Source organism: Sedimenticola selenatireducens DSM 17993 (assembly GCF_000428045.1).
GTDB classification, from domain to species: Bacteria; Pseudomonadota; Gammaproteobacteria; order Chromatiales; family Chromatiaceae; genus Sedimenticola; species Sedimenticola selenatireducens.
The window spans coordinates 40266-54310 of the sequence record NZ_ATZE01000002.1 but is presented as its reverse complement, the minus strand read 5'-3'; the positions used below and the strand labels follow the sequence as shown (position 1 = coordinate 54310).

Below are 14045 nucleotides of genomic sequence, written 5' to 3'. Positions count from 1 at the left end.
CAGTTGCACGCCCACAACCATAAACACCCTGACTGATTCAGGCAACCATCCTCCGCACGGGAGGTCTGTTAATCTATAGCGGCCGAACTGAATCCGAGAACAGCCCATGATGCCCCACTACCCCACACTCTTTATCTCGCACGGCGCACCCGACTTTATCCTGACGGAACAGGAGGCGGTCACGGCTCTCAGGGAGATTGGTGAACGTTTCCCGCAACCACGGGCGATTGTCGTCATCTCCGCCCACTGGACCCGCCATCCGCTTGGCATCACAGCGGGAACGGCACACCAGACTATCCATGATTTCGGTGGTTTTCCCGAAGCGCTCTATCAGTTGGCCTATCCGGCCAAAGGCTATCCCGAGCTGGCCACCAGCATTGCCGACAGCCTGACAACCCATGGCTTTGACACCGAACTGATATCTGACCGGGGACTTGATCACGGCGTCTGGATACCATTGATGCTGAGTTACCCGCAAGCGGATATTCCGGTAGTCCAGGTCTCACTTCCCTCCGGTGAACTGAAGGAGTGCGCCCGTCTGGGCAAAGCACTGATGCCGCTACGCGAGCACGGCATGCTGATTATCGGTTCCGGTGGCTCGGTGCATAACCTGGGCGCCATGAACCGGGAAGGGCACACCGATGCCTGGGCCAGCGGATTTGAGTCCTGGTTACAGAAGGCCGTGGAAGGTAACCGCTTCGACGATCTGCTGACAGCCGAACAGGCCACTCCGCTGTTTCGCACCGCCCACCCGACGCTCGAACATTTTGCTCCACTGGTGACTGCCTGGGCTGCGGGTGATCAGACCAGACCGGGCAAACGCCTGCACCACAGTTTCACCTACGGCAATATCGGCATGTCGATGTTTGAGTTTCACTGATGGCAAATTCTCCCGACAAGCAATGGCCAGGTTGAAAAACAGCACCGGACACACAATGCTACAAATGGCAACGCACCTTGTTACAACCCATACGCAACCATGAATCAAAAACTGACCAATGATCACAAGTTACGCAATCTCGGACACACCCTGCTACTGATCGGGAGCATGGCGCTGTTGCTGGCGCTGATCAGTGAACTGCTGTTTGGCGAAGGAGTTTGGCCCTGGGTGTTTGCCGGGGTAATACTCGCCATGAGCACCCTGCCCGACATCTCACCACACTGGCTGTTGCGGCTATATCAGGCACGACGGATTTATCCCAACGAAGCCCCGGACCTGATCCGGCTGATGGAGGAGATCGGACGACGTACCGGTGTCAATCCCACACCCACCCTGTACTGGATTCCCAGCAGCACCAGCAACGCCTTTTCGGTTGGTAGCCGTGACGATTCCGCCATTGCCCTCACCGACGGTCTGCTGAAGCTGCTGAATCCGCGGGAACTGGCCGGGGTGCTGGCCCATGAAACCAGCCATATCATCAACCATGATATGCGCCTGATGAATCTGGCGGATCTGATCAGCCGCCTCACCCATATGCTGTCAATGATCGGCATCCTGCTGGCCTTTATCTCTCTGCCACTGGCACTGCTGGGCATGGCCCCGCTGCCGCTATCGGGTCTGCTGTTGTTAATCGTGGCACCCACCCTCAGTGCGTTGCTGCAGCTGGGCCTCTCCCGTGTAAGGGAGTTCCAGGCAGATTTGAGTGCGGTGCGTATAACCGGCGACCCGGAGGGCCTCGCTTCTGCGCTCGGCAAGATCGAGCATCGGCATGCCAGCCTGTGGCAGCGCATCCTGCTGCCGGGTTATCGCGACCCGGAGCCTTCACTGCTCAGAACCCACCCCGATACCGCCGAGCGCGTGCGGCGTCTGCTGGAACTCCGGGACGAGGCGGAAACGCTTGCCCGTCCGATTTTTCCAGGTATAGGCAGGAACACTCGGTTGCCGGATAGTTTTCATACATTGCGATCACCGCGTCACCGACTGTTTTTCAGGACCTGGCACTAAACAGCACCACCAGTTTTCAGCTTCATTTCATCACCCCGTGTAATCATTCGACGTAGAAAGTCAATGAATCGGACTGACACTTGGTCCGCGGGGTGAACAAAACATGACAACTGGAATCCTTGCAATAATTATCTTTGCGGCGATTGTTGTTCAGGTGACCATCATCATGCTGATCAGCCTCTACCGTCGCCGCAAACAGTTCAGGGCGGGGGCATCCGCTCTCTCCGGAATGCAGCCGCCCGCCACCCCAGACGTCCCGGCAACTGCTGAAGCGAACGCCTGGAAAGGGTTCAGGCAATTTGTGGTTCAGCGCCGGAAACTGGAAGATGCGCAAGGCTCCATCTGCTCATTTTATCTGGCACCGGCCGATGGCAAACCCCTGCCGCCGTTCAAGCCAGGGCAGTTTCTGACCTTTAAGCTGGACATAGAGGCGCCGGCGCCCCAGGCGGGCAAATCCGTGATTCGCTGTTACTCCCTGTCCGACAGCCCTGATCCGAACCACTATCGGGTATCAATCAAGCGGGTGCCCGCCCCAGCCGACCGACCGGAACTGCCGGCCGGTGTCGCATCAAACTATTTCCATGACCAGGTGACGGAAGGTACCCATCTGCAGGTCCGCGCCCCGTCCGGCCATTTTCACCTGATCCAGGAATCCGCCTTGCCGGTGGTACTGATCGGGGGAGGTATCGGCATTACGCCCATGCTCAGCATACTCAATACCCTGCTGCAAACGGGCAGCCAGCGGGAGATCTGGCTGTTCTACGGTATCCGCAACGGCAGCGAGCAGATCATGCGGGAGCAGCTCCTCTCGCTGGCGGAAAAACACCGCCATTTTCATCTGCACTGCTGTTACAGCAACCCAACCGCCAACGACGTTGAAGGTATTGATTTCCAGCACCGGGGACGAGTGGATATCCCACTGCTGCGCGCCACCCTGCCGTTGGCGCGTCATCAGTTTTACATCTGCGGCCCCAAGTCGATGATGGAAAGCCTGGTTCCCGGCCTGGAAGCCTGGGGTGTGCAGAGCAGCGACATTTATTACGAATCCTTCGGACCCGCCACGCTCATCCGGCACGACAAACCCGAATCAGACAACCCTGAAGTGGCTTACAGCAATATCTCCGTCACCTTCAGCAAATCCGGCAAGCAGATCCCCTGGGACTGGAATAGCGGTTCGTTGCTGGAGTTTGCCGAGACACAAGGCATCGATGTGGACTCCGGCTGTCGGGCCGGCAGCTGCGGCGGCTGTCAAACAGCCATCGAGTCCGGCGAGGTGGAGTACAACCAGCAGGCCGATGCGGATGTGCGACCGGGTCACTGCCTGCTATGCATCACCCGTCCCAAGAACAACCTGACCCTGGCTGCTTAGGACCTGTTAAAAATATGCAACGCTCACTCATACGCAAAGAAGTTATTCCTTTCCTGCTGATGTTCGGCTCGCTGATCCTGGCCACCCTGATCACCGATGCCTTGCTGCACCAGTTTGAACTGGCCTGGATCGGACGCTGGCTGGGCATACCCGGCACACTACTGATCCTGTCATCATTTCTGTATTCGCTGAGAAAACGGAAAAAAATCAGTTTCGGCAAACCCAAGACACTGCTCACGCTGCATGAAACCCTGACCTGGATCGGCGCGCTGTTCATCCTGGTGCATGCCGGCATTCACATTTATGCCATTCTGCCCTGGCTGGCCCTGATTGCCATGCTGATCAACGTCATCAGCGGCATGACCGGAAAGTTTCTGCTGGATCGGTCAAGGCGTTTTCTTGCAGAGAAAAAAGAGCTTTATCTGCAACAGGGGCTTTCCGAGGTGGAGGTTGAAAAACATCTTTTCTGGGACGCCACTACCTACGACCTGATGAAACAGTGGCGCACCATCCATCTACCGATCACGCTGGCCTTTGCTGTGCTTGGCCTCACTCATATCCTCAGCATCCTTCTTTTCTGGCAATGGAAATGAATAAACAGAAACTCACCCTGATCGTCGCGGCCAATCTCCTGGTACTGGTCGCGTTGGCGATCCTTGCACCACAACTGATGATCAGCCCCGGCAATCCGGTTGCCGCACATGCCGAACTGGCTGACGACTGCTTCGCCTGCCATACCCCGTTCATCGGCAGTACAGCGGAACAGTGTATCGCCTGCCACGCAGTCGCTGATATCGGTCTCAAGACCACCAAAGGCATAGCGATCGACAAGGAGCAGAAGAACGTCGCCTTCCATCAGAAGCTGGTCGAGGAGGACTGCATCGCCTGCCACAGCGAACACAAAGGGGTACAGCCGTTCCGTCCTATCGGTCGGTTTTCACATGCCCTGCTGGAAGTCTCGGTGCAGGAGCAGTGTGACAGCTGCCATAGCAATCCGCCAGATGCCCTGCACCGGAAGATCAAGGGCAACTGTACCCAATGCCATACCAACGAAGCGTGGTTGCCCGCGACATTCGAACATGACAAGTATTTTCGCTTTGACCGGGATCACGACACCGAATGCGCCACCTGCCACATCAATAATGACTATGCAAAATACACCTGCTATGGCTGCCATGAACACTCCCGCTCAAAAATCCGTGAAGAGCATTTTGAAGAGGGCATTCGGGACTATGAAAACTGCACCGAGTGTCACCGCAGCGGCGACGAAGACGAGGCCAAGCGTATCTGGCGATCCGGCGGCTACAGGAGTGAGATGCAGCGCCAACCGGATGGACGCGAATATAACGAGCGCAGTTACAGAAGACGTGAGCATGATGACTGACAACAGATTCCAGACAGGAGCCAAACAATGAATATCAAACTGAACCGCACCCTGGTGAAACCACTCTTCCTGGCGGCTACCGTGGCAATGTCGCCGACACTCACCCAGCAGGCCGCTGCCGATGGTGGCGGGGCATACTCTGGTTATGACGCCAACCAGGATGGATACCTGGACCGCAATGAGTTCAAACCGTTTGCTGACACCAGGCAAAAACGCTCCGCCAGCCCGGAGCTATGGAACTTCAATCGCATGGATGCCGATGGTGACGGCAAGATATCCGAACAGGAGATGGTAAACACCCTGATGGAAGAGGTGAAACTCAAACGCCGGCAGAACCCCTGATTTCAACCTTGCAATTATCGGGTCGAACCCGTTGGGTCAAACCCTACGCATTAAAAGAATTGCAGGTTACATCGGCGGAAAGGTAGCCCAGCGATATTTCCGCTATCGATGGTCTGGATGAATAGTCGGATTTCGCTGTGTCAATCCGACCTGCTCAGATATAAATCCAACCGCACCAAATTCCGCCGCCGTTTTAAGTTTGGTTTCAGCTTTCGCTGTTAGGCTGTTTTCAACCTGACTGGAGATAATGATGAACACACAACTGTCGAGAAACGAAATCAAGGTATGGGACCTGCCGGTACGGCTTTTCCACTGGTCGCTGGCCAGCTGTTTTTTAATCGCTTATGTGACCGAAGACGACTTCGTCACCCTGCATACCTATGCGGGATATACGATTATCGGGCTGATCGCCTTTCGCTTGATTTGGGGTTTTATTGGCTCCCAACACGCCAGATTCAGCGACTTTACGCACCCGCCAAAAACAGTCATCACTTACCTGAAGCAGGTGATCCGCTTTCGGGCAGATAGATTTATCGGTCACAATCCAGCCGGTGGCGCCATGGTCTTCGCCCTGTTGATATCACTGAGCCTGGCCATCCTGTCAGGCCTGATCACCTATGGCGCGGAACAATCCTCAGGGCCACTTGCCGGACTCATGGCTACCGCGCCCCTTGCCATTGGCAAGGCCGCCGAAGAGGTGCATGAATTTTTTGCCAACCTCACGCTTGTACTGGTTCTGCTCCATCTCGCCGGCGTGGCAATAGCGAGCATTCAACATGGAGAAAACCTGGTCCGCTCCATGATCAGCGGACGCAAACAGACCCATCAATAATCGATTCACCCGAGCCACAGAAAATGAAATCAGGAAGATTGATTCTATGGATATTGCTGAGTGTGGCAACTCAGGTTTCTGCGGACGCCAATGCACCCCACAGGAGAAGGGCGACCTGATCCTGTTTATGCAACAACAAAAGAGCTGAATATTACCAAGAGGTATAGAGATGAATCGAATGAACTTTATCGTCGCATCAGCGATCGCGGCATCACTACTGGCAACCACCGGAGTAGCGCTGAGCAGCGACGATGACGGCAAAAAATCCCTGCTCTCCTGGTTTGAGCGGAGCACGCCGGGCATCGACCCGGTCGAGACCCGGCTTTATTCCAAAGAGTGCGGCAGCTGCCATTTCCCCTATCAGCCGGGACTGCTGCCGGCCGCCACCTGGGAAACCCTGATGAACAATCTGGACGACCATTTTGGTGAAAATGCCGAACTGGCGGAGGGTGATCTCAACAGCATTCGTAACTTTCTTTTGAACAATGCCGCCGGTCGCGCCAACTACGGCCTGCCAAACAAGATCATGGCGGCACAGGGAGACCGCCCGCTGCCGTTACGCATTACCGAGATGCGCTACTTTGTCTATGAACACAGCGACCTGAAGCGAAACATGGTCGAGGACAACCCGCAGGTAAAATCATTCAGCAACTGCGACAACTGTCACCAGGGCGCGAAGCAGGGGTTGTATGACGAGCATGATGTAAATATCCCAGGATTTGGTCGCTGGGATGATTGAGCCCATCTATTCAGTCATAACGGCCGCCGCCATGCAGGCTCCCGCGCGGACCATGGCCGTGGCTGCCGTACCCCCGCAGCGGGGGTGTGCTAATCGTCCTCGCGCGGTTTTTTATGGGCGATACCCTTGTGACAATCGATGCAGGTTTTGCCATCCCTCAGCCCCTGTTCCATTTTCTCCTGGGCCCGACGCGATTGCTTGTGAAAGGCCATCCGGGATTGATTGTGGCAGGCCCGGCACTCTCTTGAATCCGTCAACTCCATGTAGGCCCAGACGTGTTCCGCCAGCTCCAGCCGCTTCTCCTCGAACAGCTCTCGGGTCGCTATGCTGCCAGTAACGAACTTCTGGTACAGTTCGTTGGTCGCCTGGATCTTGCGGACAATCTTTGGCCCCCATGCACGCGGCACATGGCAATCCGGACAACCGGCAGTCACACCGGAGGGGGTTTTGTAGTGGGGCGATCTCAGATACTCCTGGTAGACCGTCTGTTCCATCTCGTGGCAGGAGATACAGAATTCCGTGGTATTGGTGTATTCAAACGCGGCAAGCGACCCCAGCAGCAAAACGCCACCTAACGCCATGCCGCCAAGAAAAATGGCAACAACGCTTTTTTTCATTCAACTGGCCTGCTATGGCTAAAAGAACCCCCGACCAATCCGGGGGTTCTTGTGTGCTCAACGCTCTTTTGGCAGCGTGGTGATATACGCCAGGATGTCCGCGGCAACCTGGTGGTCCAGGGCACGCAGCGACGGCATGGACTCCGCAGGCTGGCCATTCAGGATCTTGTGCATTACCTCCCAGGGATTGCCCATCAACGATCCCAGCGGCGGCATCTCCTTGGGCTGCAGGCCATCCTTGCCGTGGCACTTGGCGCAAATGGTATTGAAGTAGGCCGCTCCCTTCGCCGGATCACCCTTCGGGGCCTTGCTGGCCCGGTCGATATACCGGTCCATGTCCACCTGCCCCTGACTAACGAACAGCGCCAGGTCATTCAGGTCGGCAGCACTAAGCTTGTCGCCGTAACTATGGGGTGGCGCGCTCAGAAGCGCGGCGATCTCCTTGACATCCTTGCCGCTGGCGCCATTGATGCCGACCACGCCCGAGTGATGCTTGCCCTCGCTGTAGGCCCCGTCCTTGCCCCGGTAGTCCCAGCCATGGCACTCCTTGCAGCGCCAGTTGTTCTTTGCATCCTTCGCGTATTTTTTGTCTCCCGGGTAAAGACCATGGGGTGTCCCCGGTGCATCGACATCTACTACCTTGTACCATTTGTCATAGAGCACTCCGCCTCTGGCCATGGCAGACTCCAGCTCTTCGGCGTGCACTGGCAACGACAGTATCAGGAGCGTCAATCCTGCCAAAATACAACCGCAGGTTTGTTTGGTCCCATCGTGTATTTTTATTTTCATCTTTTACCCCCTTTTGCTACGCAGTGAAGTAACGACGGCTCCGGCAATCCGGCTACCGGGTCCACAGCTTGGCCACAGACAGGTAGTATTGCGTGTCGGGCAACACATGTCTGAAACCGATAAGCCCACCAAGAGTAGGTTTCATTTCTTAAGAATGCCTTAAGACACTCGAGTTTTGGGGTTCGCAAGACTTGACTCAGAGCGTGGCTGGTTTCATTGCACTGGGCATGCCGCAACCAACCACTTGGCCAAGACTGCGGAGTCGGTCGGCTACACAGCGCCCGAGGGCCCTTACAGCATTACAGTCGGGTGCCGTCGTAGTATGACGATGTCGTGCCCGTACGCCGCTAACCCTACGAAACGGGGTGAGATGGTAAATCGTCCAGAATAGGGCGGATGCTAAGCGCGGATCAGCCACGGCCACCGGTCGTGGGACTCTTGCCCGCCTCAATGCGTGCCAGAAACTCTGCCATGATCTCGTCATACAACGCATCACCGAGCACCTGATCCTCAACGCCCGCCTCGATGCTCGGATTGTCGTTCACTTCTATCACCACCACGCCCGCATCGGTCTCTTTCAGGTCCACGCCGTATAGGCCATTGCCGATCAGATTGGCCGCTTTCAGCGCGGTTTCGATCACCTTCTTTGGCGCATCCCCGACCGCGAAGGTACGGAAATCCCCCTCTTTCTCCTGGCTTGCATGATCATAGATCTGCCAGTGATCCTTGGACATAAAATACTGGCAGACATAGAGGGGTTTGCGATTCAGGATACCTACCCGCCAGTCGAACGGCGTGTAGGTGTAGGCCTGGCCCAGCAACAGATCCGAGTCCTTGAACAGGCGCCTGGCCACCTGCTCCAGCTGTTGCCGGTTCTCCACCTTGTACACTCCCAGGGAGAAGGAGCCATCGGGCACTTTCAACACGATCGGGTAAGCCAGCCGCTGTTCCAGTTCGTCCAGCCCGCCGGCACGCACCACCACGGTCTCCGGGGTGGAGACCCGGTTGGATTTCAGCAATTCCGCCAGATAGATTTTATTGGTACAGCGCAGGATGGAGTCGGGATCGTCAATCACTACCAACCCCTCCGAGGCCGCCTTCCGGGAGAAGCGATAAGTGTGGTGGTCTATGGCCGTGGTCTCACGGATAAACAGGGCATCGAATTCACTCAGGCGACCAAAATCCTTGGGCAAAATCAACTCTGCGTCCAGGCCATATTTCTTTGCCGCCCGGACAAACTTCTTCAGGGCCTTGGCGTCGGAGGGAGGCATCTCCTCCTGCGGATTCTGCAGAATGGCAAGATCATAGCGGCCCTGACGTTTCTGTCGCGGGGCCTGCCAGCGCTTGCTGAGATAGCCCTGTAAGGCCTCTCCAAATTCACTCTCCTGTTCATCGGAGAGATCCTGAATCCCCAGTGACCGAATGCCGGTAATGCGCCATTCACCCTTTTTTTCAAACGAAACCCGCATCAGGGGCGCACGAAACAGTTCAAACAGTTCCCGCCCAAGGGACTGGAAGTCGCGCAGCGGGGAGTTGCCGAACATCATGGTCACACTGAACGATGTGGTTTCAACCCCCTTGTGCCGTCGACCCAGTATTCGTTGCACCTGTTTATCCAGATCTTCGGTCTCCAGCGAATAGAGCGACTTGCGGCTCAGGTCGCGCAGAGTGCGAACCGAGGGAATGATCTTGTGACCTCGCGCCTCCGCCAGCAGAGAGCAGTAATAGCCCTCACCCAGGTAGCGCTGGGAACGGCACAGATTGACAATGCGCAGTCCTTTCTTCTGCTGCCACACCGGATCGGTCAGATATTCCGCCGCCGTCACCACCGGGTAGCCGTCGATCCGGCCCTTCCAGTAACTGGTCCTTTCCACAAGCAATAGATGTTCAGGCATCGTATTTATAACCTTCCATATCTCTGTTCATTCAGGGTACAGCACCACCATCGCCTGCAGCCCAATCCTGCCATAGCGGGTCATGCTGACAAATTTATCCTTGAGGATAGGCATGTGTATCGAGTCGATCAGGGTCTCCCCCTCCTCGCGATCGACATAGGGATCATTCACGTAGATAAAGTTTTCATCCGCGCCGGTCAACACCACCCAATGGGGTACCCGCGCCTTATAAATCTGCCATGAACTGATCAGTACCAAGGGTATACCACCGCGCGCCAGGCATGCCTCAATCTCACTCACTCCAAAACCGTTGCGGTTGATTGGTACGTCTCGTGAGCGCAACTGTTCGAACATATCCTCCTGCACCAGCCGCATTACCTCTTTTTTGTGCTCGCTGCGTACCGAGTCACCCAGGTGAGTACCCTCGCCGGTGATGTAGATGTCAACGGGATAACCCCGCTTGATCGCAGCCAGCGCCAGGCCATAGGGACCGCAACCGCCATGACCCGAAGTCATGAAGATAGTGGTTGCCTCGCGCCACAGGCGCAACTCCAGCGTACGGGAAAAATCCAGTTCCGGGGTCAGCGCCTTCATCGCCATCATCAACGAGGCCGCACCACAGGTGAACTCCAGGCTCTGTTCGTAGAAGGGGACCTGGGCAAGATCCGGATGCAGATCCGGCGCCAGCGACTTCTCCAGCCGCCAGGCATCCATGTGATCTTCATAGTAATCGGGGAACTCGCCCAGCCGTCGATACCCCAGGGATTCATACAGGCGCACCGCCGTTTCATTGTCCTTGCGCACCTCAAGCCGCAGATAGGCCCGGTGGTGGGCCCAGGCCTCGGTTTCGGCCGCCTTCATCAGGCTGCGTCCCAGACCTTTTCCCCTGACCTCGGCCACTACCGCTATGGAATAGAGTCGGGCCACGGAGGTGGCGCGTGAGAACAGCAGCACCACGTCCCCTTGCAGTTCTCCGTTCTCCTCACCCACCAGGATCGAGGCATTACCCTTGGTCAGCAGATAGCGAAACTGGCGTTGCGAAATCCGGTCTGCCTCGAAGCAGCGCTGCTCCAGTGCCACCAGGGCGGCCAGATCACCGGGTACGGCCTTGCGTATCTGGAAATCCGGCTTTTGGTTTTCCGTGATCATTGTACGTGCCTGAAAAACAGCTCATACAGGGTCAGCACAATTTCAATCACAATGAGGATGACGATATACCATTCAACGCGCAGGGTACGACGATCCTGCAACAGCCCGAGCAGGGTCTCCGCGGTATTGCTGATCAGGTCCAGCTTGCGTTCCAGGGCGATCTGTCGTTCACCGATCTCGTACTCGTTTTCCAGGCGTTTCCAGATACGTTCCAGCTCCGGATGATCCCACAGGATATCGGGCTTTTCTCCAACCTGGGCACGCCCCACCATGCGATGCTGGATCTGCAGTATCTCGCCGATATGACCGAGCAGTTCGTTGACCTGCCGGGGCAGGCGCCCGCCGGACTGCATGCGTTCGGCCAGCGGCTCAATCCGGTCGAACGCCCCGGCCGCGCGCTTCTCGTAGTCATCCAGCACCAGGCTCTTGGCCAGGATATCCGCCACCACCTGCAACAGGGGCAGTTCGGCCACCGGCAGAATCAGCTTACCCTCTTCAAGCCGTTCGGCGGCATCCGGGATTACTTCGATATCCAGGGACTCAATCGTCAGGCTGTCTAAAGGCTCCAGCACAAAATCACGCAGCAACTGCAGAAAGGAGGCCTCGGCCAGCGCGGATACGTTGAACAGCACCACTACACCAAAGCGGAACAGTACGGCATACCCCCCCTCCTCCACCTCGATGGTAGTGGGGTCACGCGAGAGGATTTTTACCTGGCTGAGGCGCCGCAGCTCAATGCCTTGCCCGATAAGAAGGGAACGAACGGTGGTGGTCGATTGCAACATGAGACTATCCCGGTCATTACAATTAAGTCGCTACCTGAAGGGGGTCATCCCTATCAGGTAGCAGGTGCGATCTGTTGTTACTATTGAATAATGCACCGCATACAGCCGGCTTATCAAAGCAATACCCGGGTTATTAGAGTGCACGGGCGCGGCTATAGCAAGAGAGATATCCTATGTCATGGATATTTTGGCCAGTCTGGATTGATCGACTTGAAAGGGGACCGGTCCGGTCCAGCGATGAGTGATGCCCGGGAAGGGCACCACCCCGCCCGAAGGCTGTCAGTAATCGTCGTAACCGCGCCGCTCCTGTCTGGCGCGATTCCTGCTCCGGCTGCGTGGCGCCTCATCATCAGCGAAGCGGTTTCTTCCCCGGCTATTGCGGTTCCGGCTAAATGGCCGATAACCCGGCTCATCGAACTCGTCAACGAACTCATTCCGCAACCTTTTACTCACAACGGTAATCTCCTGATTTAATGAAGAACGCCCACCGGGCATCTGACGCAGAGATTTAAACCAAACCGGGTGTTTTTAAAAACAAATATTTTTTGTCAATTCGGATAAAAAGTTTTGTGGTGAAACACTTCCTGACAGCCCGCTATAGCCTCAACATAAGCGGACCACGGTGCGGTTTCCCATCGCCGCCGTAACCCAGCCGATCCACCCCTTATTCCCCCTGGGAGTTACCATGTCTGAAACTGCAAAACTGATCTATCAAGGTGCGGAGTACGAACTGCCGCTGATCTATGGTACCGAGGGTGACAATGCCATCGATATCCGCAATCTGCGTAACCAGAGCGGACTGATCACCTTCGATCCCGGATTGGGAAACACCGGTAGCTGCGAGAGTGAAGTGACCTTTATTGACGGCGAAAAGGGCATTCTGCGTTATCGTGGTATTTCACTCGATGCGCTTGAGCACCACCCCAACTTCGTCGAAGTCGCCCTCATGCTGATCTTCGGTGAATTGCCGAACAAGGCACAATACGAACGCTTCAGCACCAGCCTCACCAATAACGCCAACCTGGATGAGGATATGAAGCACCACTTTGCCGGGTTCCCCCGCTCGGCACCGCCGATGGCTGTGCTCTCCGCAATGATCTCCACCCTCTCCTGTTTCCATCCCGAATTCCTGGAACTGGAGGATGCCACCCAGGTGGAGCGGGCGGCGGCCCGGCTGATCAGCAAGGTACGCACCCTGGCCGCCTATGCCTACCGGCGCTCACGTGGCCTGCCGTACAACTACCCCGACCCGTCGCTGCCTTACGTGTCCAACTTCCTGCATATGATGTTCTCCGAGCCTTATCGACAGTACACCATTGATGATGATGTCCTGTCCGCTCTGAACATGGTGTTAATCCTGCACGCCGACCACGAGCAGAACTGCAGCACCTCCACGGTACGCATGGTCGGTTCCAGCGGCGCCAACCTGTTCGCCTCCTGCGCGGCCGGCGTCAGTGCCCTGTGGGGGCCATTGCACGGCGGTGCCAATATGGCAGTGATCGAAATGCTGGAGGCGATCCATAACGGCAATATGACCGCGGAAGAGTATGTGGCACTGGCCAAGGACAAGGACAGCCCGGTGCGCCTGATGGGTTTCGGTCACCGTGTCTACCGAAACTTCGATCCACGCGCCACCATTCTGCGTGAGGTGAGTGAAAAACTGCTGGAACGGATGGGTAAAAAAGATCCGCTGCTGAGTATCGCCCGCAAACTGGAGGAGATCGCCCTCAAGGACAGCTATTTTATTGACAGAAAACTTTACCCGAATGTGGATTTCTACAGTGGCATCATCCTGCGCGCCATCGGCATACCGACCAATATGTTCACCGTCATTTTCGCCATCGGCAGGCTACCCGGCTGGATCGCCCACTGGTACGAGCAGAAGCGCCAGGCCGACGGCAAGATCTGGCGGCCTCGCCAGGTCTATATCGGCAACAAACAGAGCGCCTATACTGTTCGTGCAAAACGGGGCTGGTAAGCAATTACCACTAAAATAGTGGCGTCGGTTGCACGATATCCGCGTGCAACCGACATCTTCCCGACGATCAATTTTGGCAATCGTATCGACAATAAATATTCTCTCGAAAGGGATCCTGCTATCCCTTATAAATAGCGCCGGACATTCGGCCAGCCGATGATCCGGGACGCTATTTTGTCACTTGCCTGACTGAATCCAAAACCTCCGGCAACTGACCGTGA

15 protein-coding genes are annotated in these 14045 nt (G+C 56.2%); 9 read left to right on the top strand and 6 right to left on the bottom strand.

Annotated elements, in window-relative coordinates:
* Nucleotides 1–106 precede the first annotated feature (106 nt).
* From A3GO_RS0102055 to A3GO_RS0102015, 8 genes are all read left to right on the top strand, one after another.
* Nucleotides 107–880, top strand: a complete 774-nt coding sequence (locus A3GO_RS0102055; protein ID WP_029131983.1) for a DODA-type extradiol aromatic ring-opening family dioxygenase — start codon at nt 107–109, stop codon at nt 878–880.
* 99 nt (nt 881–979) lie between these two features.
* Complete coding sequence (locus A3GO_RS22165) at nt 980–1945, top strand: zinc metalloprotease HtpX (protein WP_037374545.1); 966 nt, start codon at nt 980–982, stop codon at nt 1943–1945.
* A 103-nt stretch (nt 1946–2048) separates the two neighbouring features.
* Nucleotides 2049–3314 (top strand): 2Fe-2S iron-sulfur cluster-binding protein, encoded by a 1266-nt coding sequence (locus tag A3GO_RS0102045; protein ID WP_029131982.1) that lies wholly within the window; start codon nt 2049–2051, stop codon nt 3312–3314.
* Nucleotides 3315–3328: 14 nt separating this feature from the next.
* Complete coding sequence (locus A3GO_RS0102040; RefSeq protein ID WP_029131981.1) at nt 3329–3907, top strand: hypothetical protein; 579 nt, start codon at nt 3329–3331, stop codon at nt 3905–3907.
* Nucleotides 3904–4698, top strand: a complete 795-nt coding sequence (locus A3GO_RS0102035; protein ID WP_029131980.1) for a cytochrome c3 family protein — start codon at nt 3904–3906, stop codon at nt 4696–4698. Before A3GO_RS0102040 ends, A3GO_RS0102035 begins: the two co-directional genes overlap by 4 nt.
* Nucleotides 4699–4725: 27 nt before the next feature.
* Complete coding sequence (locus A3GO_RS0102030; RefSeq protein WP_029131979.1) at nt 4726–5040, top strand: EF-hand domain-containing protein; 315 nt, start codon at nt 4726–4728, stop codon at nt 5038–5040.
* A 250-nt stretch (nt 5041–5290) separates the two neighbouring features.
* Nucleotides 5291–5872, top strand: coding sequence for a cytochrome b/b6 domain-containing protein (locus tag A3GO_RS0102025; protein WP_029131978.1), 582 nt, complete (start codon nt 5291–5293; stop codon nt 5870–5872).
* Between the two features lie 169 nt (nt 5873–6041).
* Complete coding sequence (locus A3GO_RS0102015) at nt 6042–6611, top strand: diheme cytochrome c (RefSeq protein WP_245621642.1); 570 nt, start codon at nt 6042–6044, stop codon at nt 6609–6611.
* An 89-nt stretch (nt 6612–6700) separates the two neighbouring features.
* Here A3GO_RS0102015 and A3GO_RS0102010 read toward each other — a convergent pair whose 3' ends face one another.
* The 6 genes from A3GO_RS0102010 to A3GO_RS25980 form a co-directional block, all read right to left on the bottom strand.
* Nucleotides 6701–7228 (bottom strand): NapC/NirT family cytochrome c, encoded by a 528-nt coding sequence (locus A3GO_RS0102010; RefSeq protein WP_037374543.1) that lies wholly within the window; start codon nt 7226–7228, stop codon nt 6701–6703.
* 57 nt (nt 7229–7285) lie between these two features.
* Nucleotides 7286–7906, bottom strand: a complete 621-nt coding sequence (locus A3GO_RS0102005; protein WP_169720353.1) for a c-type cytochrome — start codon at nt 7904–7906, stop codon at nt 7286–7288.
* Nucleotides 7907–8427: 521 nt separating this feature from the next.
* Nucleotides 8428–9912 carry a RimK family protein gene (locus tag A3GO_RS0102000; RefSeq protein ID WP_029131974.1) on the bottom strand — a complete coding sequence of 495 codons (1485 nt, stop codon included), beginning with the start codon at nt 9910–9912 and terminating at the stop codon, nt 8428–8430.
* A 27-nt stretch (nt 9913–9939) separates the two neighbouring features.
* On the bottom strand, nt 9940–11061 hold the full coding sequence (locus A3GO_RS0101995) for a GNAT family N-acetyltransferase/peptidase C39 family protein (protein WP_029131973.1): 1122 nt from the start codon (nt 11059–11061) through the stop codon (nt 9940–9942).
* Nucleotides 11058–11846 (bottom strand): RMD1 family protein, encoded by a 789-nt coding sequence (locus A3GO_RS0101990; protein ID WP_029131972.1) that lies wholly within the window; start codon nt 11844–11846, stop codon nt 11058–11060. Before A3GO_RS0101990 ends, A3GO_RS0101995 begins: the two co-directional genes overlap by 4 nt.
* A 279-nt stretch (nt 11847–12125) precedes the next feature.
* Nucleotides 12126–12299, bottom strand: coding sequence for a hypothetical protein (locus tag A3GO_RS25980; RefSeq protein ID WP_157606682.1), 174 nt, complete (start codon nt 12297–12299; stop codon nt 12126–12128).
* Between the two features lie 232 nt (nt 12300–12531).
* Between A3GO_RS25980 and A3GO_RS0101980 the strand changes: the two genes are divergently transcribed.
* Complete coding sequence (locus tag A3GO_RS0101980; RefSeq protein ID WP_029131970.1) at nt 12532–13824, top strand: citrate synthase; 1293 nt, start codon at nt 12532–12534, stop codon at nt 13822–13824.
* Nucleotides 13825–14045: the final 221 nt, after the last annotated feature.